Raw genomic sequence first — 24598 nt, 5'->3', positions numbered from 1 at the left:
GTCCTTCCTCAAGTCTGATGTCCAAGCCGGCGAATCATCAGAGCACAACGTCCCTGCCTCACAGGACGTTTGGTAGCCGTGGCAGTAATAGCTGACAACGTGGAAGTCAGGCCTTTCGACCCTGTGCTCCGACAAGAGCGGTCGCAAGACTGTGTATATGACAACTGATGAAAGACTTGCCTCCCTCGAAGCCCGGATCAACGCACTCACCGAAGCCAACGAAACGGCGACCCGCCAGTTCGTCGAAGCCCGCATCGACCAGTGGCAGGCACGGATCGACGAGCTCGAGCTCCAAGTGCACCTCGGCAGACTCGAAACGACCGAGCGGTTCACCGCCCTGACCACGAACCTTCAGAGCAGATGGGACAAGACACGCCGCCAGTTACAGGATGCGACCACGACCACCACTACTGTCGCCGAAACCCTGCAGACCGGCCTCGACAAGGCCTACCACGAACTCCGCGACGCCCTCATGGCCTCACGTAAACAACTCAGCTGAGTCACAACCACATACGACGGCGGCCTTCGCGACGGAACAAAAATCCTTTGAGTGAGGGTCCATGAGCCATTCGCCCCCGGCACGCGTCCGAGGACGGATCGTTCCTGCTCAACTGGTCCGTCTTTTGTTGTCCCGGCGGCTGAGCGTCCGTTACGCGACGTTGCTCAGCCTCGGGATGGCCACGTTCGTTCTCTGCCAAACGATCGCTTACTGGTGGCTACCTGAGGGTCTGCTGCGCGGACGAAGCGGTGGAGCACTTGCCACGGGCGACGAGGCCGCCCAGAGCTTCGCGGCCGAGTGGGCGCACATTGCGGGCTTCAACTTGGTGATCCTCCTTCTTTTTTACGTGGCAGCCAACCTCATCCGCCTCTCCAACGGTGTGCCGCTCGGCTACAACACCGTCATCGTGATGCAGGCCTACTTCGGGGTCGTCACCGGGACCAACTCCTTCACGTTCCCCTTCGACGAAGGCAAGATCGCGCCGTCGCTCTACTGGTTGATCACGCCCGGCTTCTACGAACTCGCGGCATACGCGCTGGCTGCGGCAGCAACGTATGAGATCAGCCGATGGCAAGACGTCAAGATCCAAGGCAAGACGAAAGCAATCCGGTTCCAGCCATCCGAGGGCCGATGGCGCAACCCACAGGCGAGCATCGGACTAGCCGTAGCGATTGCAGCGCTTGTCGCGGCAAATGGTTGGGAAGCCAGCCACATCATGGGGCTCTGACCCAGCTCCGCGAGCACCGCTGATTAATCGGCGGCTCGACGCAAGAGGAAGGCAAAGATCGCGAGGACCGCGCCGGTGATCCATGCACCGAGCGCGACGGGGCCGGGCACCCACAGTAGGAGAATGACGCCCGGCACGATCAGCGCCGCCGACAGGTACGCGAACATCCGCATGCCGTAGAGGAAGACAAACGGCAGATAGTGCGCACCGACAATCACCATGCAGGCCGGAAAGAATAGTTCGTCCTGATCTGCCAGTATGGCCACGACCACCACGATGCCAATGGGTACGGTGAACGCGATCTGCATCGCCAACGCCGCCATCGGATGCCCAGGTGGCAGCGATGCTGCGCGTCCCGTGAGTCGGATACTGAGCCACGTGAGCGGGAAGATCAGGGTCCCGCCGAGAAAAAGCACGACGACGGCACCCGCGATTGAGACCCATGTGGCCATTACAGCCGCCGATAGCCACACCATCGCGGACACCAGTTGACCGTAGAAGCCACCCGAGTAGAGACGACGCACATCACCCTGTGCTTCGATTATCGACATTCGCGGCCTTCCTCATCCAGCACAATTAGTGGGTTTCTCAAGATCACGGAAGGTCTCTATGCCGACCCTGGACCGTGTGCGACGGTAGGTGACGTCGAGGTCGGTGCAGGCCAAGTCATACATTTCGCTCATGGTCGCCGTCCCGCGACAATACGGCACCGGTCCTGCGCGGCCGAGATGGCGGCACAGGTTCGAGGCTACGTCTGGCAACGATCAGCCCCGCGTTCCACCCTGGAGCGCGACCCTGAGGCGGAGGGGTAATCGATTGGGTGTCGTGCCCGCTACGCGCGAGCAGCCACGAGATTAACGAGTTCGAGTTCCACATCTCGCCTGTCTCAAGCTCGTCGCGGCCCCAGGTCATTCGGGGGGCCTGGGGCACGAGGTCGATGACCCGGCGCGCAGACACAGCATTGTGACTCATCCGGACCGGACTGGCGACGGCCTCGGCCAGGTCGGGGATTACGCCGTCACGCCAGCACCGAACCTCGTAGCGAAACATGCGGCTTCGGCCCAGCCACACGGATCCGACTGGGCCTTCACCGACCACGCCCCGCTCTGGAACCTTGTTGTTCCAGACCGGCCCCTGCTCGATGACAGCGCGGTAGTCCCCGAGGCGCACCGCCAACGCTGAGTGGTAGAGATCGCACCTTCGCCGACGGTGCAGACCGGCATCGGCGGCTTCGAAGACGCGACCATTCAGGCGTACGAAACGACCACCGGCTCCAAGTGGCAGCCAGTACAGATCCACACTTGCAGCGGGACCAGCCGGTACAGGGTCGACGATCACTTCGGGGTACCTCCGCTTTTCTTCGACTCTCTGCCTCTGGCTGTTGTTCACGGGTGCTTCTTGGCGTTCGTCTCTCGGGTAGCTGTTTCAGACGACGTCGCGTCGCTGGACTGCCACGAGGCCGGCGGCAACGGGGACCAGCGCCCACGCACCGATTGCCAGCAGGGCAGCCCACAGGCTCACGTCAGTGGTGACGCCGGAGATGACGGCGAACAGCGACGGCGGGATCCACGATCCGGCATCGGTAAACAGTTGTGCGATGAGCGGCGGGATCACGAAGACAACCAGTATCGCGGTCGTGACCGCACCGCCGAGGTTGCGGATGAGAGCCCCGAGTCCGGCGCCGAGGGTGGCGCCGACGGCGCCAGCGAGCGTCGTCGCGGCGAAGAGCCGGGCCAGATCGCCGGCCGGGACCAGGAAGCTGTTGTCGGTGCTCGGCAACGTCAGGGCGACCCCGGCGACAACCAGCACCTGTCCGAGGAAGGCCAGCACGGCGCCAGCTGTCAGCACTGCGATCAGCTGGGCGAACACCGCTCGAGTGCGGTTCGGGGAGGTCAGGAACATCGGCACGACCGTGCGGTGTCCATACTCTCGGGCCACGGCGATAGCGCCAAATAAACTGGTGCCGATCATGGCGTTGAAGGCAAAGGCCATCAGCGACTGTTGGTCGGCGGCAGTGGCGACGAAAGCCTTGCTGCCGTCCATCTCGGTGGCGAACGCGACGACGGCTGCGTCCAGTCCTGCGATGACGACGAGGACGGCGAGGAAGCCCCAAAGCAACTTGGTGGTGGCGAGTTTGCGGAACTCTCCGCGTACGAGTCGGAGCATGGTGGTCATAGCGGTACTGCCTGCCTCTCGGGCGTGGTGGTGACAGTGTCGGCATCGCTGGTGTGGGGGTCGTTGCCCGTCCATGCCAAGAAGAGTTCCTCTAGGGAACCGGCCTGGGGGCTGAGTTCGTGCAGAGCGATTCCCGCGGCACAGGCTCGGTCCCCGATCTCGGTGATGCCGATGCCGCGGACCACGAGTTCGCCTTCGGTGCCGGTGTGAACGGTGGCACCGGCCGCTGTGAGTAGTTGGGTCAGCGGTCGTACTGCTTCGGTGCGGACTGACGTGCCCGCTTGCTGCAGGTCAGCGAGGGTCCCGGTGGCGACGAGTTGTCCGCGGTTCAGGACCACGATCTCATCGGCCAGGTGCTCAACTTCTGCCAACAGGTGGCTCGACACGAACACGGTGCCGCCAGCGGCGGCCCGCTCACGCAAGAGGTCGCGGAGCCAGCGGATACCTTGGGGGTCGAGTCCGTTGCCAGGCTCATCGAGCACCAACACCGGCGGGTCTCCGAGCAGGGCGGCCGCTAACCCGAGGCGCTGTCGCATCCCCAACGAGTAGCCACCAACGTGGCGGTCGGCCGCGTGGGTCAGACCCACGGACTCCAGCATCTCGCCAATATGCGTCGGGTCAATACCTGCACCGTCAGCGAGCACCCGCAGGTGGTTGCGGCCGCTCCGTCCGGGGTGAAAGGCGTTCGGCTCGAGCACCACCCCGACACTGCGCGCCGGGTCGCTCATCTCGCGGTATCGCCGCCCGCCGATCGTGGCGCGACCATGATCGGCTTTGGCGAGGTCCAGCAGAATCTTCATCGCCGTGGACTTACCGGCGCCGTTGGGCCCCAGGAATCCTGTGACCCGTCCGGGCTGCACAGTGAAGGTGAGGTTGTCGACGACGACCTCGTGCCCGTAACTCTTGGTGATGTTCTTGAACTCAAGGGTGTACATAGACATCGTTCCTCTCGGACGTTGAGTCGATGGGGGCCGTGCGACTCAGCGGGGGTAGACCCGTCTCGTTAGCGACCAAAATGGTGACTGTGATGTCCACCTGTCCACGACCTCATCTGGAGTTTGAGTCGATGCACCGGATGGCACGTTCACTCGACCTCTCGATCACATCGCGTTGCGCGCCCCCCGGCTAGTGCCAAACGTCCCCGCTGCGGGGACGTTGTGCCCTTACGGTGCCTCACGGCTGCACCTAGCGTCTTGGTTAGGGAAACGCGTATGCCAGAACGCCCGGGCGACGTGCCTGCACACGACAACTCGGTCTGCCTCCTCGCTGACTGTTCTGGAGTTCGACATGACGATCACCTACGCGCGCAGCTCGGCTGAGATTGACGCTCTCACCGACGGGGATGCAGTCGCGCGCGCCGAACACCTGAGCAAGATTTATGGGACCGGCGATGCCCAGGTCGTGGCGCTCGACGATGTCACGGTGGAGTTCGGCCGTGGCCGGCTCACGGCGATCATGGGCCCGTCGGGGTCTGGTAAGTCCACTCTGATGCACTGCATGGCCGCACTAGATGCACCGACATCGGGTCGGGTGGATATCGACGGTGTCGACATCCGCGGTCTCAAAGACAAAGCGCTGACGCTACTGCGGCGCGACCGGCTCGGCTTCGTCTTCCAAGCCTACAACCTGGTGCCGACCCTCACTGCTCGTGAAAACATCACTCTGCCCGTCGACATCGCGGGCGCAAAACTCGACGTTGAGTGGTTCGACACCGTGGTGGACACGCTCGGGATCCGGGACCGTCTGAGCCACCGACCGGATGAGCTTTCCGGCGGACAGCAGCAGCGTGTGGCCTGCGCGCGGGCCTTGATACGGCGACCGGCGATCGTCTTCGCCGACGAGCCCACGGGCAACTTGGACTCTCGTGCCAGCGCTGAGATTTTGGCGTTTCTGCGCCGCTCGGTCGACGACTTCGGCCAGAGCATCGTGATGGTCACCCACGACCCGGTCGCGGCATCGTATGCCGACCGGGTGCTGTTTCTGGTCGATGGCCGCATCGTCGACCAGATCCTCGCGCCGACCACCTCATCGGTCCTCGAGCGGATGAAGAGCTTCGAACTCACCGGCCTGGAGTCCTGAGATGCTGCACGTCACCCTCAGGGGGCTGCAAGGACATGTCGTCCGTCTGCTCCTGACGGCGTTCGCCGTGATGCTGGGCGTCTCCTTCGTCACCGGCACCTTTGTGCTGCGCGACAGCATCGACAACACCCTCGGTGGTCTCGTCGGCCAGGCATCCAAGGGGGTAGACGTGTCAGTGCGAGCTGCCGATACCGAGGCCATGTCTCCGGTCTCGGGCGACGGATCCAACATCAGCACGGGCGTACCCCTGGCGCTCGTCAAGACGATCGCGGCTGTACCAGGGGCTGCGCGGGTGGTGCCGGACCTGCAGGGTAGCGCCATCCTGGCGGGCAGGGATGGCATCGCGGTTCGAAACGGCGGTGCACCCTCGCTCGGGTTTGCCTTCGGCAAGGACAGCCCGTCGTTCACCCTGGTCTCCGGCAGCGGACCTACTGGTCCCGGTGAGATCGCCGTCGAAACCAGCACACTGAACCGGGCACACCTGAAGATCGGAGATCACACCCGCGCCGTCATCGGTGACGAAGCACGAGAAGTCACCATCACAGGGGAGGTGGAGTTCGGATCCCTCTTCGGTGCCACCGCCGTGCTGGTCGACGGGGCCACCGCGCGGCGCGCCTTCGCCCCCGATGGCACGGTGCCTTCTTTGTCGGTCACCGCCGCCTCGGGGGTGAGCCAGACGGAGTTGCGAGCAGCCGTGGCGAAAGCCCTGCCCCCGAACCTTGAGGCGGTCACCGGGGAGACCGTGGAGAGCGAGACCGAGACCTCGATACAGCAGGGACTCTCGTTCTTCACCACGTTCCTGCTGGTCTTTGCCGGCGTCGCGCTATTCGTCGGCTCGTTCATCATCGTCAACACCTTCTCCATGCTGGTCGGCCAACGCGCCCGTGAGCTCGCCCTGCTACGGGCCATCGGAGCGACCAGAGGCCAAGTGATCCGCTCCGTACTCGGCGAGGCAGTCATCATCGGCTTGGTGGGCTCTGTCCTCGGCATCGGCTTCGGACTGCTGATTGCCGCCGGTGCCAAGGCGGCCATCCGGGCGCTCTTCAGCACTGACCTCGGATCCGAGCTACCCATCCATCCGACCACTGTCGTGCTGAGTGTTCTCGTCGGGGTGGTGGTCACCGTCGTCTCTGCGGTGCTGCCAGCTCGACGTGCCTCCCGGGTCGCCCCGGTAGCCGGCATGCGCGGGGATGCCGGTGCGGTCAGTGGTGGTCTCGGTCGGCGTGGCCTGATCGGCCTGACCCTGATGGTCTCCGGCGCGCTGGCCCTCGGCGTGGCCGTTACGCGCACGCACGTCGCTTGGCCCGTAGCGGCGCTCGGAGCCATCGCTGCCGTGCTCGGCATGCTGGTCGCCGCACCGCTGGCGACCCGCCCGGTCGTGCGATTCATCGCCTGGCCGTTCGTCGTCCTTTTCGGAGCCGTCGGCAGGCTCGCGCGCGAAAACGCGCTGCGCGTCCCCAGACGTACGGCAACCACAGCGAGCGCTCTCATGATCGGCCTCGCCCTGATCGCCGGCATCTCGGTGCTAGCTCAGAGCGTCAAGGCCAGCGTGAGCACCGGGGTCGCCCAGGAGTTGACATCGGACTTCGTGCTCAACAGCGGCAACGTCGCCCCGGTACCTGCGCCGGTCGCTGTCGCCGCCCGCGACCTGCCCGCCGTACGCTCGGTAGCTGCTTTGAGTTTCGTGAAAGCGCGGATCGGAACATTCCAAACCGACGCCTCCGCGATCGCTGCCGCCGACCTTGCGGACAATTTTCTGCTACCGATGAAGAGCGGCACCTTGTCAACGCTCAGCCGAAACTCCATCCTGATCGACGAGACCACCGCCAGCGCCCATAGTTGGCATGTCGGAGACTCCCTGAACGGAACAGTCGGCACCCTGGGCGGTGAGACGCTCGTCGTGGGTGGCATCTACCGCGACAGCCAGGCCTTCGGCTCGCATATGATCATCGACCGTTCTCTCTACGAGGCCGCCTTACCTGCAAATCAGCAAGCTGATCTCCGAGTCTTCGTGCGGGCCGTACCCGGGGCCGACCTCTCCGCACTACGAGCCGAGCTGACCGACATCGTCCACCCCTATCTGATCGTCTCGGTCCAGGACGGTACGGAATTCGCCGACGCCGCAGGCTCCTCCATCGACCTCCTGATCAACCTGCTCTACGTCCTCCTACTCTTCAGCGTCATCGTCGCCATCCTCGGAATCATTAATACACTGGCCCTCTCCGTGTTCGAGCGGACCCGTGAAATCGGACTGCTCAGGGCCATCGGGCTCCGACGCCGACAACTGAGCGCCATGATCACCATCGAAGCCGTAACCACCGCCGTATTCGGAGCACTACTCGGCACCGCACTCGGCCTCGGACTGGGAATCGCGCTACAGCGCGGGCTCGTCGCTCAAGGACTGACAACACTCGCCATTCCCTGGACACTCATCCTCACCATCCTGCTGGCCTCCGGCGTCGTCGGGGTGCTCGCAGCCGGTCTTCCGGCTATGCGGGCGATGCGCCTGAACATCCTGAAAGCGATCGTCAGCTCCTAGCGCGCCGTCAAACGGAGGGCTCGCTAAGAGTGCTTGCGCTTCCGCGGGTCCACGCTGACCTTCGCTCTGGGTCAGCCTTCGCTCTCGTCGTCGGGATCCTTCGGAGGGCGGTCACTGAGTTTGGAACGGTCAGTGGCGCCTTCGGAGCGGTCGTTCTTGGAGTGTGACCGGTCAGCGGCGGCAGCACGTCGCGCCTTCAGGCTCGCCTCGTACTCGGGATCATGAAGGAAGGAATGGAGGCTGGCTACCTGCTCACGCTTGTCCGCCGCTTCGTCACGGATCTCGGCACGCTCGTCCCGTTGATCGGCAGCAGCCAAGATCTCGTCAACCTCCACGGACCGCTCTGACGCCCGAACTTCGTCAGCGTCAGCCTGAACCTCTCGCGCGTCCAGGTATGCTTCACGATCAGTGGCGCGGGCATCTCGTTCCCGAGCCGACTCTTCAAGCGCATCCGCCACCGCTTGGGTTAACGGCTCGTCTGGGGATGTCGCTTCCATCTGGGGCTCCTCTCCCGAGAGTGATATTGCGCAGTTGTTGGCCACGCTTTCGACCTGACTCCCATCGAACTCCTGCGTTGCTCCTCATTACAGCACGCTCAGCCACTACTTGGAAGGTGGCGCTCTCGTCGGCACCCGCACGATCCCCGCCTCAGCATCGTGGATCGATATGGCAAGCGTCATGGCACCGTGCCAGCCGAGGACCTTGAGGACCTAGGGCCCGCGTCGGGAGGCCCTTGGCCACTGTCGGGGAAGCCGGCAATGCTCCAGCGTCAGGAGTATGGAGAAACATGTGTATGACTTCGCCGACGGCAGCATGGAGCAGGGCGACCTGCTCGGGGGCAAGGGGGCCAACTTGGCCGAGATGACCCGGATGGGACTTCCGGTCCCGCCGGGGTTCACGGTCACGACGGAGGCCTGCCGCGCGTACCTCGTCGAGGGCCGCTCCCCTGCCGGTATGGACGAACAGGTGGGGGCCCACCTCGCTGCGCTCGAGGACCGGATGGGTCGGCAACTGTCCGACCCCGACGACCCATTGTTGGTCTCCGTACGGTCCGGCGCCAAGTTCTCCATGCCCGGGATGATGGACACCGTTCTCAACGTGGGTCTCAACGACGCCTCGGTGCACGGACTGGCCAAGCAGAGTGGTTCAGAACGGTTTGCCTGGGACTCCTACCGCCGCCTGATGCAGATGTTCGGCGCGACCGTCCTGGGCATCGACCAACGCCTCTTCACGTCTGCACTCGACGACCTGAAGGCAGCCCGCCGAACCACGCAGGACCTCGATCTAACTGATGAGGACCTCCGCTCTCTCGTGACGACATTCGGCGAACTGGTCAAGAGGGAGACAGGTCACCCGTTCCCGCAAGACCCACGCGAACAACTCGACATGACCATCCGTGCGGTCTTCGACTCGTGGCACACCGACCGGGCCAAAATCTACCGGAGACAGGAGCAGATCCCCGAGGATCTCGGCACCGCTGTCAACATCCAGGCGATGGTCTTCGGCAACAGGGGCTCGACCTCAGGCTCCGGAGTCTGTTTCACCCGCGACCCCGCCACCGGACACCGCGGCGTGTACGGCGACTACCTGTCCGACGCGCAGGGCGAGGACGTCGTCGCAGGTATCCGCAACACGGTGCCGCTCACTGACCTCGAGGCCCTCGACCCCACGTCATACCCACAACTTCTGAAGGTGATGGACACCCTCGAACAGCACTACCGCGACCTGTGCGACATCGAGTTCACCGTTGAATGCGGGCAGCTCTGGGTGCTCCAGACCCGGGTAGGCAAGCGGACCGCCGAGGCGGCTTTCCGGATCGCTGCCGACATGGTTGCTGAGGGCGTCATCGACCTCGATGAGGCGCTGCGCCGGGTCAGTGGCGCCCGGCTCGCCGCGCTGATGTTCCCCCATTTCGACCCGACCGCTTCGCGGGTCCTGATCACCCGAGGCGTCAACGCCTCCCCGGGCGCGGCGGTCGGACGGGTAGTTTTCGACTCAGCGACTGCGGTCGCCTGGGCAGCACGGGGTGAGGATGTCATCCTGGTCCGTGAAGAGACCGACCCGGACGACCTGCCTGGTTTGATCGCCTCCAAGGGAGTGCTCACCAGCCGCGGTGGCCGCACTTCCCACGCCGCTGTCGTGGCCCGTGGACTGGGGCGCACCTGCGTCTGCGGTGCCGATGAACTCGAGGTTGAGGCGACCGCACAGCGGCTTTCGATCCGAGGCAGCACGGCCACTCTCGTGGAGGGTGACCTCATCTCGCTCGATGGTGCCACCGGCGAGGTTTTCGCCGGATCGGTACCGGTTGTCGACTCCCCCGTGGTGCGCTGGTTCGAGGGCGGGCCGATCGAAGACGACCTGGTCGCCGCCGTTGCCCTTCTCACCCAGCACGCCGACCAACGACGCCAGCTGGGTGTCCGCGCAAACGCCGACACCGCCGATGAAGCAGCCCGCGCCCGTCGCTTCGGCGCCTCCGGGATAGGTCTGTGCCGGACCGAACACATGTTTTTTGGCGAGCGTCGACAACTGGTCGAGCGGCTAGTCGTTGCCCGGGACGACCAAGGTCGAAATGAGGCACTGGCGGCCATGCTGCCCCTCCAACGCGACGACTTCATCGCCATTCTCACCGCGATGGACGGTCTGCCAGTCACCGTCCGGTTGCTCGACCCACCCCTGCACGAATTCCTCCCCGACCTCACCGAGCTGTCGGTCCGTGTAGCGCTCGCGGAGGAGCGGGGTCTGGTCGACGACCACGACGTTCGCCTCCTTGCGGAGGTCCGGCGCCTGCACGAGCAGAACCCGATGCTCGGACTCCGTGGAGTCCGGCTCGGCCTGATTGTCCCGGGACTTTTCGCGACCCAGACCCGTGCACTGCTCCTGGCCGTCGCGGACCAGCTCGCCGCCGGCGCCGACCCGCGGGTCGAGATCATGGTGCCGCTAGTCGCTTCGGTCCATGAGTTGGAGGCCGTGCGAGCAGAGCTCGAGCAGGTTCGCGCCGACATCGAGGTGGAGGTGGGTCGGGAGCTATCGTGCCGGATCGGCACCATGATCGAGGTCCCTCGCGCAGCCCTAACAGCAGCCAAAATTGCGGCCTGCGCCGACTTCTTTTCCTTCGGAACCAACGACCTCACCCAGATGACGTGGGGATTCTCCCGCGACGATGTCGAAGCATCGTTCTTCTCCAAATACCTTGAAGATGCGATCTTCCCCGTCTCCCCGTTCGAGTCACTTGACGTCGAGGGTGTGGGGGCCTTGATCCGCACGGCAACCGAGGACGGCCGCCGCGCCAACCCAAGGCTGCACATCGGGGTCTGTGGAGAGCACGGAGGGGACCCCGCATCAATCCACTTCTTCCACCAAGTCGGTCTGGACTACGTCTCCTGCTCACCGTTCCGGGTTCCCGTGGCCCGGCTCGAAGCAGGACGGGCAGCCCTCACAACGGTCTAAGCACGAGCGGTGCCTCCGGCTCCGAGCAACTCCTTGCGGCCTGAGGCGGGACCGGTCCCGCCATCAAAGGACCAACGACTCTGTGGTCGAGGCGGCGCCTTCGTGCAGTCTTAATTCATCAGGCTCGGGACAGCCCGAGAAAACTAGGAGACATAGTGTCCACCAACTACGCGTCACCCCAGCCGTCACCGCGCGTAGTCGCTCGTCTCGTGGAGATCGCCTCCCGCGCTCCAAGCTTCCACAACACCCAACCCTGGCGGTGGCGAGCGACCGAGGACGGACTCGAGTTACACGCGGATCGGGCACGCCAGTTGCAACGCTCGGACCCGCAGGGTCGAAATCTCATGATCAGCTGCGGCGCCGCCCTCGACCACGCCTTGGTCGCCGCCGCGGCACTGGGCTGGGACGCCGAGGTGGAGCGACTGCCCGAAGGGCCAACATCGAGCCTGATAGCCCGGCTCATGCTGCGCCAAGGGGCATCGTCGGCGACCGCAGACGCCGACGTGCGCGCCATCGAGGAACGCTGCACCGATCGCCGCCATTTCACTTCCTGGGCCATACCCGACGAGCGACTCCAACATCTCGCCGAGACCGCGACGTCTCGCGGCGCCCACGCGGTCCCGCTGATCGACGTGGCCAAGAAGTTCCATACCGAGCTACTCGTCAACCGCGCCGCCGAACGTCAGTCATCCGAGGACCAAATCGTCTCAGAACAGCGGCCATGGATTGATCACAGCGCCGATGATGGAATCCCCTCCGAGGTGCTGCCAGCCGAAGGCCAGGCCATGGCGAATGGCAGCGGCTCTCGGTTTTCCGACGGCCAACTGGCCGATCCAGAGTATGAGGTCGAGAGCGGTGACGGGTTGATCCTATTCGTTGCCGGCACGGACACACCGGCAAGTTGGCTAGCGGCCGGTGAAGGACTCAGCGCAATGTGGCTCACCGCGACGGTTTTGGGGTTTTCCCTCGTTCCACTCAGCCAGGTCATCGAGGTGGATGAGACACGTCGCGCGCTGTGTTCGGACGTCCTCGGTGGAATGGGACAGCCGCTGATTCTGGTGCGGATCGGATGGCAGCCCACCAGCCGCAGCCAGATCCCCCGCACCGCACGCCGTCCCGTGTCCGACGTCCTAACGACAGTGTGACCAGCGGACCGTTGCACCGACCTCTGGATTCAGTTCGATCGGCGTCGTCGCGCAGCTTTGCGTTTCCATACCTGCTGTTGCAGCACGAGAGTCAGCCATCCCGCCAGCGCCATGCCGCTGATGTTGAGAGCGAGTTGAGCGCTGCTGCCAGCGACTTCCGACCACTGTGCGAAGGCGAGACCGAGGGCGATATTACCCGCGGCCGGGACGGTTGTGACCGAGATGAAGACGCCAGAGAGTCCGCCAATTCTGGCCGAGGTCAGTGACAGCACTCCCGCTGCTGCGGCGATGAGCGCCACGATGAACGACCATTTGTCCGGCGTGTAGATGAAGGCCGTCCCCGGCCGCGGCCCGGTCACATCTTCAACGACGACCCAGCCCAGAAGTCGTCCGACAAGAGCCATTACCGTCGCAATGGCGATGGCGGCCACGAACCCCACGCCCAGTATTCTCACCGCTGAAACGAACAGGCCGCGCCGGCGACGGACAAGTGCCAAACCTAGCGCCGCGACCGCAACAAACTCCGGGCCCAACACCATGGCCCCAATGACCAGGATCTGGGAATCGACCACGATCGCGATGCTGGCCAGGACCGTGGCCAGTGTCATGAAGGTCAGGTACGTCCAGTTCAGCTCCGTCTCCTCATAGGCCCGCTGGGTCACTTCAACCCAAACGACGGCATCAGCACTGGCGCCTGGCGTCGCCCGCGCCGCCTCATATCCGGCCCGTGAAACCCACGTCGAGACGGGGTCAAGGTGCACGGTCCCGCATTCAGGAACGCCGAGGCGGTCCAGGGCGTCGATGATCTCGTTGGTGGCTTCACGTGCGACGTCAGCCAGCACGACGTCGCCGGCTGGTTTGAGCGATACGCCGCGCAACACTGTCAAAGAGCTCACCGCAGGATCGTTGGACAGCTCCTCGAGGACCTGCTCAGTCAGGTAGGCAGGGATCGTGATCCGGACGTGAAACATGGTGTCAGTATGCAACAGACCTAGTCTGCTCGATCAGTAGTCGACCGATCTACGGAGCCGTGCAAATCACGTCCGAATCCACCTCGGCGCGTGAAGTCGTCGCCGCCGAAGGGCACAGCGTTAAGAATCTGTTAGCGACCGCTAATACGCCGCCAAGGTTGGCCAAAACGACGAGAGCGGGGCGTTGACTGATGCCCATGAGTGTTGAAAGTGTTTTTCTGATAGCCCTGGTCGCCGCCTTGGTGGCGTACCTGTTGGCGGCCCTGATCTTTCCGGAGCGTTTCTAATGTCTGATACCTGGAGTGGGCTTCTGACCATTGCGGCGCTAGTGGGTATTTTGGCGCTGGTTTACGTGCCCTTCGGCGACTATATGGCGCGCGTTTATACGTCATCGAAACATAGTCGTGTGGAGCAGCGAATCTACCGGCTTGCCGGCGTCAACCCGGCCGCCGAGCAGGGCTCACGCTCGTATGCGTTGAGTGTTGTTGGCTTCTCGGTGGTGAGCGTCGTGGCACTGATGGCGATCTTGATTGGACAGGCACATTTGCCGTTCGATCGTGACTTGCCAGGTATGCCGTTTTGGATGTCATATAACACGGCAGCATCATTCGTGGCGAACACAAACTGGCAATCCTATGGAGGTGAGTCGACTCTAGGGTTCGCTGCTCAAATGGGCGGTCTGACCGTACAAAACTTCCTTTCTGCCGCTGTGGGCATGGCTGTCGCGATCGCGTTGATTCGTGGATTCGTGCGAGTACGCAATGGTGCGCTGGGCAACTTTTGGGTCGATCTGACGCGCGGAACGCTGCGCATACTGCTGCCGATCGCTTTCCTGGGTGCTCTCATCTTGGCCGGTAACGGCGTCGTCCAGAATTTCACCGACACATCAGTTGACACCCTTTCTGGCCATAGCCAGGTCATCACCGGCGGGCCGGTCGCGAGCCAAGAGGTCATCAAGCTTCTTGGCACCAATGGCGGCGGTTTTTACAACGCCAACTCGGCGCACCCGTTTGAAAATCCGAACGGGTTCACGAACCTGCTAGAGATCTTCCTCATTCTGCTCATCCCGATCTGCCTGACTCGTACGCTCGGCACGATGCTGAAGAATCGGCGTCAGGGTTTGACGATCCTAGGTGCCATGGTCTCGCTGATGGCGGTATTCGTCGCGGTTGTCACGTGGGCCGAGGTGGGCGCGCATTCGCAGGCAGCTCGTGCTGCAGGGGCAGCCATGGAAGGCAAGGAAACGAGGCTTGGCGAATGGGGCTCGTCCCTGTTCACGGTGATAACGACCGGAACCTCGACTGGCGCTGTCAACAATGCCCACGATTCACTGACACCCACCGGCGGTGGCATGGCGTTGCTGAACATGATGCTCGGCGAAGTCACACCCGGCGGCGTCGGTTCAGGAATCTACGGAATCTTGATCATGTCGATCTTGGCGGTCTTCATCGCCGGCCTGATGGTGGGACGCACCCCGGAGTTTTTGGGTAAGAAGATCGGCTCCAAGGAGATGACCTATGTCGCTTTGTATGTGCTGACAGTTCCGGCCATCATCCTGGTTGGCGTCGGGACCGCGATCGCACTAGGCAACACACCGGGTGCGATGGGCAATCCAGGCGGTCACGGATTCAGCGAGGTGGTCTACGCCTATACCTCAGGGGCCAATAACAACGGCAGCGCCTTCGGCGGCATCACGGTGACATCGGACTTCTTCCAGATCACCATCGGCTCGGCGATGCTGTTGGGCCGGCTCATCCCGATCGTGCTGGTGCTCATGTTGGCAGGCTCCTTGGCCAATCAGGCCAAGGTTCCAGAAACCAGCGGCACCCTGCCCACCAACACACCACTTTTCGCGGGACTTCTCGTCGGGGTGATCCTGCTCATCACTGGGCTGACCTTCTTCCCCGCGCTCGCACTCGGACCGATCGCAGAGGCACTGTCATGACGCTCCAACTTTTGATGAAACAAATGCTTACCCAGTTTCCCGCGGCGTTGCGCAAGCTCGACCCACGCCACCTGTGGCGCAGCCCGGTGATGTTCATCGTGTGGCTCGGTTCAGTAGCAACCACGATCGCGGTGTTCATCAATCCGAGCGTCTTCGTCATCGCGTTGGCGACCTGGCTGTGGCTGACAGTGATCTTCGGCAACTTGGCCGAGGCTGTCGCCGAGGGGCGCGGCAAGGCGCAAGCGGCCTCGCTGCGGGCGGCGCGCAGCGACACTGTCGCACGGTTGCTCGATTCAACCGGCAGTGAGGTGTCCGTACCGGGCACACAATTGAAGATCGGCGACCGTGTGGTTGTTGCCGCCGGCGAGATAATTCCCGGTGACGGCGATGTTGTCGAGGGTGTCGCCTCGGTGGATGAGTCGGCCATCACCGGCGAATCAGCGCCGGTGATCCGTGAGGCTGGTGGAGATCGAAGTGCTGTCACCGGCGGCACGCGAGTGCTCTCCGATGAAATCATCGTGAAGATCACATCGGCGCCGGGAGAAACGTTCCTGGACAAAATGATCGCCTTGGTCGAGGGCACATCGCGACGCAAGACACCAAACGAGATCGCCCTGTCGATCCTGCTGGTCAGTCTGACGTTAATCTTCGTGCTCGCCGTGGCAACACTCGCGCCGATGGCAAATTATGCCGGCGCACATCAAGATCTTGTGGTCCTGATCGCGCTATTGGTGTGCCTGATCCCAACCACGATCGGCGCACTGTTGAGCGCGATCGGCATCGCTGGAATGGACCGGCTCGTACGAGTTAACGTGCTGGCGCTGTCCGGCCGCGCTGTCGAGGCGGCCGGCGATGTGAGCACGCTCCTGTTGGATAAGACCGGCACGATCACTTATGGCAACCGTCAGGCCGCCAGATTCGTGCCGATCGGCGAGGTCACCCAGAACCGATTGCGTGACACCGCCCGGTTGTCCAGCTTGGCCGATCAGACCCCTGAGGGCCGTTCGATCGTGACCCTCGCATTGGAACAGGGCGCCGATGACCAAAATCTACCCACCGGTGCTGCGTTCATCGAGTTCACTGCCCAGACGCGGATGTCGGGCGTAGATCTCGATGATGGTACCGAGATCCGTAAGGGCGCGGGTTCCGCGATTCTTGGCTGGATCGGCGGTTCGATGCCGGTCGAGTTGACCGACACGATCGAGGAGATCTCCAACGACGGCGGCACCCCGTTGATCGTGGCGACAAAGCATGACGGCAAGGGAACCGTGCTGGGCGTCATCCATCTCAAGGATGTGGTCAAGGAAGGAATGGCTGAACGGTTCGCTCAAATGCGCACCATGGGCATTCGTACCATCATGGTCACCGGCGACAACGCGTTAACGGCCAAGTCGATCGCCGCCGAAGCCGGTGTCGATGACTTCCTGGCCGAGGCCACCCCGCAGGACAAAATGGACCTGATTCGGCGTGAACAGGCCGGCGGTCGTCTCGTGGCGATGACCGGAGACGGCACGAATGACGCCCCGGCATTAGCCGCTGCGGACGTCGGTGTCGCCATGAACACCGGAACATCGGCGGCAAAAGAGGCAGCCAACATGGTCGACCTCGACTCGGATCCGACAAAACTCATCGACGTGGTCGAGATCGGCAAACAGCTGCTCATCACCCGCGGAGCTTTGACCACATTCTCAATCGCCAATGACGTTGCGAAGTATTTTGCGATCATCCCCGCCATGTTCGTCGTCGCCTACCCGGCATTGGATGCGCTCAACGTCATGGGCTTGGCAACCCCGCAGTCAGCGATTTTATCGGCGGTGATCTTCAACGCACTCATCATCGTCGCGTTGATCCCGATCGCACTACGCGGCGTCAAGTTTCGTCCAGCGTCGGCCTCGGCCGTGCTGCGCCGCAACATTCTGGTCTTCGGCCTCGGCGGCATCATCGCACCGTTCGTCGGCATCAAGCTTATCGATCTGATCATCTCCACCATCCCAGGAATCGGATAATCATCATGCTCAAAGATTTAGGCCGCCAGTCCCTCGCCGGATTGCGCATACTGATTGTGTTCATCGCGATCCTCGCGGTCGCCTATCCCACGGCCGTATGGGGCGTGAGCAAGGCCTTCGGTAATCAAGCTCAAGGACAGCCAGTCAACCTCGATGGCAGGATTGCCGGATCGGCGCTGCTGGGCCAAAACTTCACCGGCGAACAGTGGTTCCACTCCCGACCCTCAGCCAACGACTACGACACGCTCGCCTCGGCACCAACAAATCTGGGTCCGTCCAACCCTGATTTGATCAAGGCAATCGACAAGCGCCGCGAGCAGGTTGCCAAGACCGAGTCGGTCGATCCCTCCCAAGTGCCCCCAGATGCACTCACCGCGTCGGGGTCGGGCCTGGATCCGCAAATATCTGTGGCCTACGCCGAAATCCAGGTTGCGCGGGTAGCTGCGGCGAACGACCTCGCCCCCGAGCGGGTGCGTCAACTGATGGCGAATCACACTGACGGGCGCTCGCTGGGCTTCCTCGGCGAACCCGGCGTCAACGTGTTGCTTCTGAATATCGCCATTAGGTCCGCCAGCTCCAGTAATACAGACTGAGCACCATGCAGCGAGGCAAACTACGAGTCTACCTTGGCGCCGCACCTGGAGTGGGCAAAACGTTCGCGATGCTCGCCGAAGGTCGACGTCGGGCCGACCGAGGAACCGATGTTGTCATCGGTTTGGTTGAGACCCATAACCGCCCTCGTACCGAAGAAGCTATGCAGGGTCTAGAGGTGGTGCCGCGAAAATCAATTGATTATCGCGGCACCAGTTACTTGGAAATGGACGTCGAAGCGATATTGCGGCGCAGTCCGCGAGTCGCGCTGATCGACGAATTGGCCCATTCCAACATCGACGGCTCAGTGCACGAAAAACGCTGGCAGGACGTCGAAGCGATCCTCGATGCTGGAATACATGTCATCACAACTGTCAACATTCAACATCTTGAATCTCTGAACGACGTAGTGGAATCGATCACCGGAGTTCGCCAACGCGAGACAGTCCCCGACCGGGTTGTACGTCAGGCCGACGCCATCGAGTTGGTCGATATGAGCCCGCAAGCGCTTCGCCGCCGCATGGCTCACGGAAATGTGTACACCCCCGACACCGTCGATGCCGCGTTGTCGCAGTACTTTCGCGAAGGTAACCTCGCCGCGTTACGCGAATTGGCGCTGCTGTGGCTGGCAGACCGTGTAGATGAAGGGCTTGACCAGTACCGCGCCCAGCACGATATCGACTCCACCTGGGCGACGCGCGAACGCATAGTCGTGGCGGTCACTGGGGGTCCCGAATCTTCGGTGCTGATGCGCCGTGCCGTCCGCATCGCCTCTCGTGGCGCGGGTGGAGAGTGGATGGCGCTCTATGTCGCGCAACGTGACGGTCTTGCGGGAATATCGCCAGATCAGCTACACCAACTGCGAAAGGTCACCGAAGATCTTGGTGGCACGCTTCACACCGTCGTCGGCGATGACACCGCCACCGCAATCCTTGACTTCGCCCGCGCTGAAAACGCCACCCAAGTCATGATCGGCGCTAGCCGGCGTGGCCGCATTTCTACCCTGCTGCGACCCGGCGTCGGCGAGACCGTCATCGCCGAGTCTGGCGACATCGACGCCCATGTCGTCAGTCACGACGACGCACGTCGAAAAAATCGTACGCTTCGCGGAGCCGGCAGCCTCGGCGCACGCAGGTTGATGGCCGGATATGCGCTGGGGTTCCTAGCCCCGCTGGCAGCCAGCGGACTGCTCGAACTCACTGCCAGTCTTCATGGGCTGCCGACGGAGGCGATGGTGATGATGACCGTGGTCGTCACCACCGCCATCATTGGCGGACTCATCCCGGCGATCATCTCGGCGGTGCTAAGCGGCGTTCTGCTTAATCTTTTGTTCACTCCGCCGCTGCGGACGCTGACTATCGCTGACCCTGAGAATGCCTTCGCAATTGCTTTGTTCGTTGTCGTTGGAATTGCGGTGGCCTCGGTTGTTAACTTTGCCGCCCGCAGCACCACGCAAGCCCGGAAAGCCCGTGCCGAAGCCGATGCGCTCACAGTTCTATCGCACAGCCTGCTGTATGCCGGCGACGACCTCCCGCATTTATTGTCGAGTGCCGTTGAGCTTTTTGGTGCCCGCGGAGCCGCAATTTTCGCCACCGCCGACGGTGTACAACAGACGATCGCATCGGCCGGCACACCACCCACATCGATAGATTCCGCCGACATGACAATGACGATCGCCGAGACCACAACACTTGCCCTTTGCGGCGGTCGGGCCGATGCTTCAGACCGTAAACTCCTCAAGGCATATGCCGCCCACGCAGCTGTGTTAGCAGAACGCGGACGTGCGACGCAGATCGAGATCGAACGCACGCAACTTGTTGAAGGCAACAAGATCCGCACGGCACTGTTAGCGGCTGTTTCGCATGATTTGCGCTCACCGTTAGCAGCGGCCAAAGCGGCCGTCAGCAGCCTGCGAAACACGAACATTAAGTGGTCCGAACAGGACGAGGCCGACCTTCTTGAGACCATCGAAGAATCGACCGATCGCCTCGAAGCGCTGGTAGCGAACTTGCTTGACATGACCCGGATACAGACCGGTTCCATCAGTCCGACACTCACCGACGTCGGTCTGGCCAACAGCATCAGAGGGTCACTGGCTTCGATTCCAGGCAGCGAACGCATCGACGTCAAGATCAGCGATGAAAACTTGGCGGTTCAGGCCGACCCGGGACTACTCGAACGCATACTGGCAAACATTTGCGAGAACGCGCTCAAATATGCGCCGCCAGACGTGCCCATTGTGATTGATGCGTTCACGATTGGGGATAACGTTGCAGTACGCATTGCGGACAGCGGCCCCGGTATCGAGCCCGAAAGTTACGACCGGCTATTCGCGCCGTTTCAGCGCCTTGGCGACGTACCCGCAGGCGATGGCATCGGCTTAGGTCTGGCCGTCGCGCAGGGTTTGGCCGACGTGATGGGAGCTACCCTCATTGCTGAGGACACCCCCGGAGGTGGCCTGACTTTCATTCTCACGCTTAAGTCTGTCAGGGGGCCAATGTGACGAGAGTGCTTGTCGTCGATGATGACCCAGCGATCCTTCGCACACTGAGAATCAACCTCCGAGCGCGCGGCTATGAGGTGGAAGTCGCGGGTGATGGCCGTTCTGCCTTGCACATTGTGAGCGAGGAGATGCCTGATGTCATCCTGCTGGACCTTGGACTCCCAGACCTCGACGGCATTGCGGTCCTTCGACAGTTGCGCTCCTTCAGCCAAGTGCCCGTCATCGTTGTCTCGGCCCGTTCAGAATCCGATGACAAAGTCGAAGCCCTCGATCTTGGTGCCGATGACTATGTGTCCAAGCCGTTCAATATCGAGGAACTTTTCGCACGCATACGAGCGGCCACTCGCCGCATTGGTGTCGAACCAGCGCCACCAGCCATCGAAATAGACGGCCTTCTTCTGGACATCGCGGATTCAAAAGCCACCCGCGATCAGCAAGATATTCATCTGACACCCACCGAGTGGTCGATCGTCGAGGTGCTCACTCGCAACCGGGGCCGGCTGGTGCGCAAGTCGGAACTTCTCCGCGCCGTATGGGGGGCGGGCTACGACCGCGAAACTGGATATTTGCGCGTTCACCTGGCTAGCATCCGCCGCAAACTCGAAGTGGATGTCAGTCACCCACGATTGTTCATCACTGAACCTGGCCTTGGATATCGCTTCTCCCCCGGGCCAGATGTTCTTCCCAGGAACCCCAGTTCTCCCCAATAGCCCAACCACCATGGTGATGACCGCCCGTCTCGCGATCACCGCAAAGAATTCGTGAAGACCCATGAAGGTTGCGTGAACAACGGTCTCGAGGCCAACTGGCAAACATACCTTTGAGGCATGAGCCTTACCCGTCGAATCAGCCGGCACGAACACCGGTTCGGACATAAACCGACCACCGACCGAAACCACGCGCCCGCACGATCAGACTCATCGACTCCAGCCACGTCCCCGTTGGGCACGGCGCCAACGGTAGCGATCGTGCCCATCGGACTTCTCAACCACGACACAAAACACGCGCTAGAGACTGCCGTCAGCATGGAAACCGACGAGATACTCGCGATCCATGTCTGTGCGCCCGACTCGCGATCCAAAGAACGTGAATTCGAGCGGGAGTGGGATGAGTGGAACACCGGTCTAACAATGGTGTTCCTCGCTGGAACCGATGGAGATCGTTCGAGTCCCATCGTCGACTACATCCGTCGCCAATACGCCACAAAAGGCGTCGTTCTCGTCGTCAGTCCCGCCATGCCGCTTCGATGTGAGCTGAGAGAAACGACAACGTATAACTACGCCACGCACCTTCTGCGTCTGCTTCATGACGAACCGAACGTCACGATCTGCCGCACTGATTAATGCGATTGCTGACCCGCCCGATGGCGACTGAGAGCCGTCTTTTCGCGCCTCGTCTGTCGAGAGTCAGCTTCTCGTAGCCACTCAGCTGACTCTCGAGAGCGCCGCGGCGGTTCAGTCCTGCTCGGCGCGGACTACAGCAACCGGACGCTTCGCTCCATGGAGCACCGACTGGCTTACCGACCCGAGCAGCATCCCGCGGAATTCACCGTGTCCACGTGAGCCGACCACAATGAGCGAGGCGTTCTCGGCAGCTTCGAGAAGAGCTTCACCGGGATCAGCAGCCACGACCCGTGTCGTCACCTTCTGATCCAGCCCCTCCCGATCCAGCCCCGCGCGCTCGATGGCTTCGGCCACAACGGCTTCAGCTTGTGCCTGTTCGGTGCGTTCGACATTGGCAGGAAGGTCCAGATTGGACGTGTCGCCGCGTCCATAGACCGCGATGATCTCGTTTCCATTCAAACTGGCCGTGTCTGCGGCGAACCGCAGGGCGGCGACCGCGTGTAGCGAGTCATCTACGCCGACCACGATGGGGCCCGAGCGATCGTGTTCATGCCCGTCCGACGGTACGACCACTGTCGGACATTCGGCACGTGCTGCGACGCGCGTACTCACCGAACCCAGGAACATCGAGCCGAAGGCGCCGAGTCCACGGGCGCCGACAACGAGCAGAGAAGCGTCTTTCGATGCGTCCAGCAATCCGGCCGAGGGCGGACCCATCACGAGTTGGGTTTGTACTTCCAACTCCGGTTCCATGCTGCGGGCCGTTTCGGCCACGGCGGCAAGCACGCCATCGGCGTATTCGCGCATCACGTCGAGCTGCGGGGCCGCCACCGCACCGGCAAATGCGGCTGTCGTGATTGGAAGATGGAGGCAATAGATGAGTTTAAGGACGTCACCACGAATTGCCGCCTCCGTCACAGCCCATTCCAGCGCCGCGGCACTGTTTTCGGAACCATCGACACCGACCACCAGCACACCGGACATTTGCAACCTCGCCATTCTCGTCAATTTTCTTCAACCGTATCGCACTGCTCATGCTGTCCAAACCACTCACCGCCACAGATTTTCCGTACCCCGGCACACGCCGACGGGCGATGCCTCGGGCCCCACCACGTCGAGGGACTATCGGCTCTGGCAACCGCTGCGGGAACGCGGCAGGCTGGAGACACTTCAGAGTGAGAGGGAGACACCGATGACTGACCAGACCCGGGCGCAGTTGAGTGCCGCCTACGGCCGACTGATCCTGCAAATGTCCTTCGTGTGGACCGCAACGATGCTTGCAGCCGCGGTCGTGGACAAGGCAAGTGACGACTTCATCTACCTACTCTTCGTGCTCATCGGCGGCTTCATCCTGTCCAGTGCTGTCCTGGAGTCCGGGCGCCGGCGCATCCTGGATCGCGCTCAGACCTGAACGGAGACTGTGAATCAGGCGGCGTCTTCATTCGAGACGTCGGAAACCGGGCGTACGAACTTGACTGGCATCGTCACGATGTCCGCGACGTTCTTGGTCGCCTTGTCGAGGAAACCGTTCGGCAGTGAAAGTCGAACGACCTTTTTCCACGCCGAACCGACCTGACGCGGGAGCGAACCGGACGTATAGGTCAAGCCGTAACGGTCGAACAAGTCACGTATCTGCGGCGCAATCTCTTGGTAGCGGTTGCTTGGCAGGTCTGGGAACAGGTGGTGCTCGATCTGGAACGACAAATTGCCACTCATCATGTGCATGAGTTTGCTGCCGTCGATATTGGCCGAGCCGAGCATCTGTCGGAGGTACCACTCCCCCCTCGTTTCGCCGACGATGGACTTCTTCTCGAAGGTCTCGACACCTTCGGGGAAATGCCCGCACATGATGACCGAATGGGTCCACAGGTTACGTACGACATTGGCCGTCGCATTGGCGCCAATCGTCGTGAGGAATGACGGGCCAGAAAGCAGCGGGTGCACGACGTAGTCCTTCGTGGCCTGCTTCCGGATCTTCTTGAGAACCTGCTTGTAATTTTTGACGAATTCGGGGTTCTTGCGGTTCTTGGACTTCAGGTTCTTGCCGAGCTCAAGGTCATACGCCGCGATCCCGTATTCGAAGAAACAGGCGTTGATGAAGTTCCATAATGGTTGACCTAGGTAGAACGGGTGCCAGCGCTGATCCTCATCGACGCGCATGATGCCGTAGCCGAGGTCGTTGTCCTTGCCGATGACGTTGGTGTAGGTGTGGTGCAACTCATTGTGCGAATGCTTCCACTGCGCCGACGGGGAGGCGTTGTCCCATTCCCAGGTGGTCGAATGGATCTTGGGATCGCGCATCCAGTCCCACTGGCCATGCATGATGTTGTGGCCAATCTCCATATTTTCCAGGATCTTGGCCACCGAGAGGCCAGCGGTTCCGACGAGCCACGCGGGCGGGAAGAGTGAGAACAGAAGAACTGCGCGACTGCCGAGCTCGAGTTTGCGCTGGCTGTCGATGACCTTGCGGATATAGGCCGCATCACTTGCACCACGGGCGGCGATGAAGTCGGCGCGGATCGCGTCAAGCTCGATGCCGAGGTTTTCAATGTCTTCGGCTGTGAGATGGGCGGTCGGGTCGATCTGTTTTCTACTGATGACAGTCATGGGTGCTCCTTGGGGAGGTGG

22 protein-coding genes are annotated in these 24598 nt (G+C 62.2%); 15 read left to right on the top strand and 7 right to left on the bottom strand.

Going from position 1 to position 24598, the window contains the following annotated elements; translation table 11 throughout:
- Positions 1–157: 157 nt before the first annotated feature.
- Entirely contained in the window at positions 158–499 is a 342-nt protein-coding gene (locus AC2YB9_RS06320; protein WP_487267896.1) for a sll1863 family stress response protein, read from the top strand.
- Positions 500–560: 61 nt separating this feature from the next.
- A complete protein-coding gene (locus tag AC2YB9_RS06315) occupies positions 561–1226 on the top strand; it encodes a hypothetical protein (protein WP_487267895.1) in 666 nt (221 codons plus the stop codon).
- 23 nt (positions 1227–1249) lie between these two features.
- Here the strand turns inward: AC2YB9_RS06315 and AC2YB9_RS06310 are convergent, their stop codons facing one another.
- The gene (locus tag AC2YB9_RS06310) at positions 1250–1777 is read right to left on the bottom strand and encodes a DUF7010 family protein (RefSeq protein WP_487267894.1); all 528 of its coding nucleotides are present in this window, start codon (positions 1775–1777) and stop codon (positions 1250–1252) included.
- Positions 1778–2189: 412 nt separating this feature from the next.
- Between AC2YB9_RS06310 and AC2YB9_RS06305 the strand changes: the two genes are divergently transcribed.
- The gene (locus AC2YB9_RS06305; RefSeq protein ID WP_487267893.1) at positions 2190–2408 is read left to right on the top strand and encodes a hypothetical protein; all 219 of its coding nucleotides are present in this window, start codon (positions 2190–2192) and stop codon (positions 2406–2408) included.
- Positions 2409–2651: 243 nt separating this feature from the next.
- Here AC2YB9_RS06305 and AC2YB9_RS06300 read toward each other — a convergent pair whose 3' ends face one another.
- Positions 2652–3401 carry an ABC-2 transporter permease gene (locus AC2YB9_RS06300; protein WP_487267892.1) on the bottom strand — a complete coding sequence of 250 codons (750 nt, stop codon included), beginning with the start codon at positions 3399–3401 and terminating at the stop codon, positions 2652–2654.
- A complete protein-coding gene (locus tag AC2YB9_RS06295) occupies positions 3398–4342 on the bottom strand; it encodes an ABC transporter ATP-binding protein (RefSeq protein WP_487267891.1) in 945 nt (314 codons plus the stop codon). The genes AC2YB9_RS06300 and AC2YB9_RS06295 overlap by 4 nt, the downstream gene beginning before the upstream one ends.
- A gap of 346 nt (positions 4343–4688) precedes the next feature.
- Between AC2YB9_RS06295 and AC2YB9_RS06290 the strand changes: the two genes are divergently transcribed.
- Both AC2YB9_RS06290 and AC2YB9_RS06285 read left to right on the top strand, forming a co-directional pair.
- A complete protein-coding gene (locus tag AC2YB9_RS06290; RefSeq protein WP_487267890.1) occupies positions 4689–5480 on the top strand; it encodes an ABC transporter ATP-binding protein in 792 nt (263 codons plus the stop codon).
- A 1-nt stretch (position 5481) separates the two neighbouring features.
- Entirely contained in the window at positions 5482–8019 is a 2538-nt protein-coding gene (locus AC2YB9_RS06285) for an ABC transporter permease (protein ID WP_487267889.1), read from the top strand.
- Between the two features lie 71 nt (positions 8020–8090).
- Here the strand turns inward: AC2YB9_RS06285 and AC2YB9_RS06280 are convergent, their stop codons facing one another.
- On the bottom strand, positions 8091–8516 hold the full coding sequence (locus AC2YB9_RS06280) for a hypothetical protein (RefSeq protein ID WP_487267888.1): 426 nt from the start codon (positions 8514–8516) through the stop codon (positions 8091–8093).
- A 280-nt stretch (positions 8517–8796) separates the two neighbouring features.
- On the opposite strand from AC2YB9_RS06280, the gene ppdK reads away from it, so the two are divergent.
- Both ppdK and AC2YB9_RS06270 read left to right on the top strand, forming a co-directional pair.
- On the top strand, positions 8797–11466 hold the full coding sequence (gene ppdK / locus AC2YB9_RS06275; protein ID WP_487267887.1) for a pyruvate, phosphate dikinase: 2670 nt from the start codon (positions 8797–8799) through the stop codon (positions 11464–11466).
- Between the two features lie 155 nt (positions 11467–11621).
- Positions 11622–12611, top strand: coding sequence for an Acg family FMN-binding oxidoreductase (locus AC2YB9_RS06270; protein WP_487267886.1), 990 nt, complete (start codon positions 11622–11624; stop codon positions 12609–12611).
- 29 nt (positions 12612–12640) lie between these two features.
- Here the strand turns inward: AC2YB9_RS06270 and AC2YB9_RS06265 are convergent, their stop codons facing one another.
- A complete protein-coding gene (locus tag AC2YB9_RS06265; protein WP_487267885.1) occupies positions 12641–13582 on the bottom strand; it encodes a DUF389 domain-containing protein in 942 nt (313 codons plus the stop codon).
- Between the two features lie 191 nt (positions 13583–13773).
- On the opposite strand from AC2YB9_RS06265, the gene kdpF reads away from it, so the two are divergent.
- From kdpF to AC2YB9_RS06230, 7 genes are all read left to right on the top strand, one after another.
- Positions 13774–13869 (top strand): K(+)-transporting ATPase subunit F, encoded by a 96-nt coding sequence (gene kdpF, locus AC2YB9_RS06260; protein ID WP_487267884.1) that lies wholly within the window; start codon positions 13774–13776, stop codon positions 13867–13869.
- Positions 13869–15527: a potassium-transporting ATPase subunit KdpA gene (gene kdpA, locus AC2YB9_RS06255; protein ID WP_487267883.1), complete on the top strand. Its 1659-nt coding sequence runs from the start codon at positions 13869–13871 to the stop codon at positions 15525–15527. Before kdpF ends, kdpA begins: the two co-directional genes overlap by 1 nt.
- A gap of 89 nt (positions 15528–15616) precedes the next feature.
- On the top strand, positions 15617–17533 hold the full coding sequence (gene kdpB / locus AC2YB9_RS06250; RefSeq protein WP_487268572.1) for a potassium-transporting ATPase subunit KdpB: 1917 nt from the start codon (positions 15617–15619) through the stop codon (positions 17531–17533).
- Between the two features lie 5 nt (positions 17534–17538).
- A complete protein-coding gene (kdpC, locus tag AC2YB9_RS06245) occupies positions 17539–18126 on the top strand; it encodes a potassium-transporting ATPase subunit KdpC (RefSeq protein WP_487267882.1) in 588 nt (195 codons plus the stop codon).
- 5 nt (positions 18127–18131) lie between these two features.
- Entirely contained in the window at positions 18132–20627 is a 2496-nt protein-coding gene (locus AC2YB9_RS06240) for a DUF4118 domain-containing protein (RefSeq protein WP_487267881.1), read from the top strand.
- On the top strand, positions 20624–21337 hold the full coding sequence (locus AC2YB9_RS06235) for a response regulator transcription factor (RefSeq protein WP_487267880.1): 714 nt from the start codon (positions 20624–20626) through the stop codon (positions 21335–21337). Before AC2YB9_RS06240 ends, AC2YB9_RS06235 begins: the two co-directional genes overlap by 4 nt.
- A 258-nt stretch (positions 21338–21595) precedes the next feature.
- Entirely contained in the window at positions 21596–21970 is a 375-nt protein-coding gene (locus tag AC2YB9_RS06230) for a hypothetical protein (protein ID WP_487267879.1), read from the top strand.
- 111 nt (positions 21971–22081) lie between these two features.
- Here AC2YB9_RS06230 and AC2YB9_RS06225 read toward each other — a convergent pair whose 3' ends face one another.
- Positions 22082–22954: a universal stress protein gene (locus tag AC2YB9_RS06225; protein ID WP_487267878.1), complete on the bottom strand. Its 873-nt coding sequence runs from the start codon at positions 22952–22954 to the stop codon at positions 22082–22084.
- 208 nt (positions 22955–23162) lie between these two features.
- Between AC2YB9_RS06225 and AC2YB9_RS06220 the strand changes: the two genes are divergently transcribed.
- Positions 23163–23381 (top strand): hypothetical protein, encoded by a 219-nt coding sequence (locus AC2YB9_RS06220; protein ID WP_487267877.1) that lies wholly within the window; start codon positions 23163–23165, stop codon positions 23379–23381.
- A gap of 14 nt (positions 23382–23395) precedes the next feature.
- Here the strand turns inward: AC2YB9_RS06220 and AC2YB9_RS06215 are convergent, their stop codons facing one another.
- Positions 23396–24577, bottom strand: a complete 1182-nt coding sequence (locus AC2YB9_RS06215; RefSeq protein ID WP_487267876.1) for a fatty acid desaturase family protein — start codon at positions 24575–24577, stop codon at positions 23396–23398.
- Positions 24578–24598 lie beyond the last annotated feature (21 nt).

Source organism: Aeromicrobium changchenzhani (assembly GCF_057586615.1).
The sequence above is the reverse complement of the archived record's forward strand: the minus strand, read 5'-3'. Positions and strand labels throughout refer to the sequence as shown.